The organism is Candidatus Obscuribacterales bacterium (genome assembly GCA_036703605.1).
Taxonomy (GTDB): domain Bacteria; phylum Cyanobacteriota; class Cyanobacteriia; order RECH01; family RECH01; genus RECH01.
This window is the reverse complement of sequence record DATNRH010000474.1, coordinates 1-3,640: the sequence shown is the minus strand read 5'-3', so window position 1 is coordinate 3,640 and position 3,640 is coordinate 1. Positions and strand designations below refer to the sequence as shown.

Below are 3,640 nucleotides of genomic sequence, written 5' to 3'. Positions count from 1 at the left end.
GGGAACCCTAGGCAATAGTGTTTTGACCTGCACTCATACCGTGAGTGATACAAACACATCTGATTTCTATACGTTTAGCCTAGATAGCACCAGCCACGTTAACCTTTCTTTAACGGGATTTACGGGTGACGCAGATGTGAGAATAGGCCGAGATGCCAACAATAACGGCCTTTTTGAAGGCTATGAAATGATTAGCTACTCCGCCCGCCGCCGAGCTGGAATAGACGAGTCAATTTCTATATCTGATATGATAGCTGGAGATTATTTGGTGCAAGTATCCCAGTACTCTGGCACGAATAACTATACCCTATGTCTATCTAACGGCTACCCAAGTAACCTGCTGCCGACAGAATATGATCTAGGAGCTATTGATGGCACCACAACCTTTAATTCTGGTTATGTAGGATCCAGCACCTACTACCTCAACGTAGCTGATACCTTCCGATTTAGCCTTGATCGTAGCCGCACCGTTAACTTAACGTTAGCTGGTATGACGAATGATATCGATCTAAGACTCGTCCAAGATATCAACAATAATGGTGTGGTAGACCCTGATGAGGTCATCGCTAACTCAGTTAATTATAGTGACGGTGCAGAATGGATCTCTGAACCCCTAGCCGCAGGAACTTACTTTGCACAAGCCTATCGATGGTCAGGGGATTCTACAAGCAGCAACTATTATCTCAGCGTTTCCACAGGTGATTGGTACAGCGAGCATCTCACTGATGCTGGCATCATTGGTATGGCTCGCTACTTCGATACTCGGAACTTCGATCGCCGTTATGAAATGATGAGCATTCTCCGGGCCGCTAAGGATTATGGGAACATTGATGCTGCAGAACTGACGGATTTACGAACGTTCGTCAATGGTCAAAGCACCACCATGCCAGATTATGTCCATAATTTGGCCTATAAGGTCGTCAACAGTAATCCTGCTAACCAATGGTGGACAGGTGGAGCTAGCACCAGCACCAACTTGGGCAACCTCTATGCTGGCGCAACGGCTGACCACTTAGAAAAACTGATTGGCAAATGGTTCCTTGGTTTAGATCATCCAACCGCCGCTTCAACTACAACCTATCGCTATACCAGCGGGGCATTGTTCCAAAATGGTATTGCTTACCAAGATGTGGTGCAAGGTGGGCTAGGTGACTGTTACTTCTGCGCATCGATCGCTGGTACTGCTTTCCGCAATCCATCCACGATCCAAAACATGTTTATCGATAACGGAGACGGTACCTTTACCGTACGTTTCTATAACAACGGTGTCGCCGACTATGTCACGGTCGATCGCTACTTACCTAGCACAGCCGCCGGTGGACGATACTACGTGGCTTGGGGTGGTGGGTTGTATAACAACACCAGTAATGAACTATGGGCTGCCCTTGCCGAAAAAGCCTATGCTCAGGTTAATGAATCTGGATGGCTTGGACGAGGTGATAGTTCTAACACCTATGCGGCCCTAGATGGCGGGACATTATCAGCCATTAGCCACATCACGGGTTTGAGCAACACGGGATATCTCACACCGCTGAGCTCTAGCGAAATCATTAGTGCTCACAACAATAACCGGATTGTATACCTCAGTGATGGTGGTCATGCCTATACATTAGTGGGTTATAGTCCCACCCTTGGCTATCAGATCTATAACCCCCATGGCACAACATCTTGGTACAGTTGGGCTCAGGTACAGGCTACCTTTGTTCGATGGGGCTATTCAGGCGTTCGCATTCCCGGAGCTGTTTAGCGAAGGAGATTGAGCTATGAGGAGATGGTTGATGACTGAAATGCTTCTGTTATCGACCCTAGCGGGACTTGGGGTATACAGCGATGCTCTACCCCAACCCGCCCCATCCAACCACCCACGTTTGTTGGAACAAGGAGCAGTTGTGTCTCAGCATGAATGGATGCATCGGGTCACTCTATTGGCATGGGAGGAACGAGATCCACCAGATGGTCTGCCTCCCAGAGCCGATCGCCCCATTGGCTTAGCGTCGGTTTTTCTCTATTTGGAAAATCCTGAGCTAGAGGATGTCACTATTGTTCTGGAAACGATTGAGATTCAAACCGTGGATGGACAGCCGCAGCCGTTTGAGTTTTCGTCCACGGACATTCGCTTGCGCCCCCTGGAACATTCGGAACTGGTTTTCCATCTAAGCAATACAGTGGGCTATGTCGGGGATGGGCCAGTGCAAGCGATCGCTACCTATCGAGTGGGCGATCGCCAGTATCGCCTGACCTCGGCTCCCGTAGAGATTCAGTAATCGGCTGTCGTAGATGCACCGCTCTTGATTTTTCTGTCATGGCAAAAAAATGGCAAAAAAAAGAGAGAGCGACAATCGGCTCTCCCTACCATCAGGGTGCATCTACATAACAAAGTATGGCACTTTAGGGGTGAGGGGTCAAACCCCTTATTCAATATTTTTGTCATGGATGTGGGCTACTATCTCTTGAATGCCTTCAGGATCAACCTTTTCCAGGTTTTAGTAATTCTAAAAAAAGATCGAGGACTCTTAATGCTTTGTTACAATGCTTGGCCAGCTGAGGCTCGACAGTGAGGCTGGGTGGATTGCTTGGGTGGGGGCGATCGCTGCCCCTGCTTGGATTCTAACAAGGTCTGTGGCTAGGGTAGGCTTGAGACTCAATCCAAGTTGTCGTCAGTAACAACCTAGGGTAATCCGATTTGGGTATTGCTGAGTCGATAGATGACTGGCCCTCATCCCCAACCCTTCTCTCTAGGGGGAGGGCGGATTTAGGAATTCATGCTTGTATTCAGCAACGCCAACCTGGAGAATGAAGACCCAGCGATCGCTGCATAACAACCCTAATGCACGCCGACCGCCGAGAGGTTATCTGTGAGAGTTTGAGGTTATCTACGGTGGGTAATTGGGAACGTTAGCTGTCCCTGCGTTGAGTCCTTGCCCTAGTTCTTCCGTCCATTGATGGAGTGGCAAAGAATGGAAGAGGGTTTGGGGTGAGGGCGATCGCTCCCGAATAATCCGAGAATTGGTCTGGGAATCTCAGGGATGTCCGTCATGTCGGTGTGGCGACCCCATAGGCGATCGCTCCTCCAGGATTTGTCTGGGTTGAGGATCGATCATGAGTCAGGAATCTCTAGCTAGAACACGTATACTAAATACTGCATGCGTTGATCCTGGGCTGATCGTGAAGATTGTTTGGAGATATCGGTATAACACCCTGCAATGGGCGCATTATACCGATGTTCGTGCTCGTAATGACCCTATTTGGGGTGTTATCGAGCATCCCATCGTCATAATCACCCCTATTTGGTGTCTGGGCTGATCAAGGTCTACATAACACCCCAAGCAGGGTAGTTATGCAGACAACTTTCAGCCTAACCCTCTCTGGGGGAAGCGATCTTTAGCCGTAGTCTGGCTAATCATCCTTGTGGGTGATGTTATGCAGATTAGAGGAGAGATGTTCAGCATAAACGATAGTATGCGGCAATAGCGTTACCGAGAAAGGCATGAAAGCTACTGTGTATATCGCAACAAGCATTGATGGTTTCATCGCACGTAAGAACGGTGGCATTGACTGGCTACCTAGTGAGGGAGATGTAGAGGGCGGTGAAGACTACGGATATCAGGAATTCGTTGATTCAGTGGATGCGCTTGTCATG

At 48.8% G+C, this 3,640-nt stretch carries 2 protein-coding genes; both read left to right on the top strand.

What is annotated here, in order from left to right:
- The coding region (locus tag V6D20_10160; protein ID HEY9816143.1) for a C2 family cysteine protease at positions 1 to 1,747 on the top strand (1,747 nt) is incomplete at its 5' end.
- 142 nt (positions 1,748 to 1,889) lie between these two features.
- Positions 1,890 to 2,264 carry a hypothetical protein gene (locus tag V6D20_10155; GenBank protein HEY9816142.1) on the top strand — a complete coding sequence of 125 codons (375 nt, stop codon included), beginning with the start codon at positions 1,890 to 1,892 and terminating at the stop codon, positions 2,262 to 2,264.
- Positions 2,265 to 3,640: the final 1,376 nt, after the last annotated feature.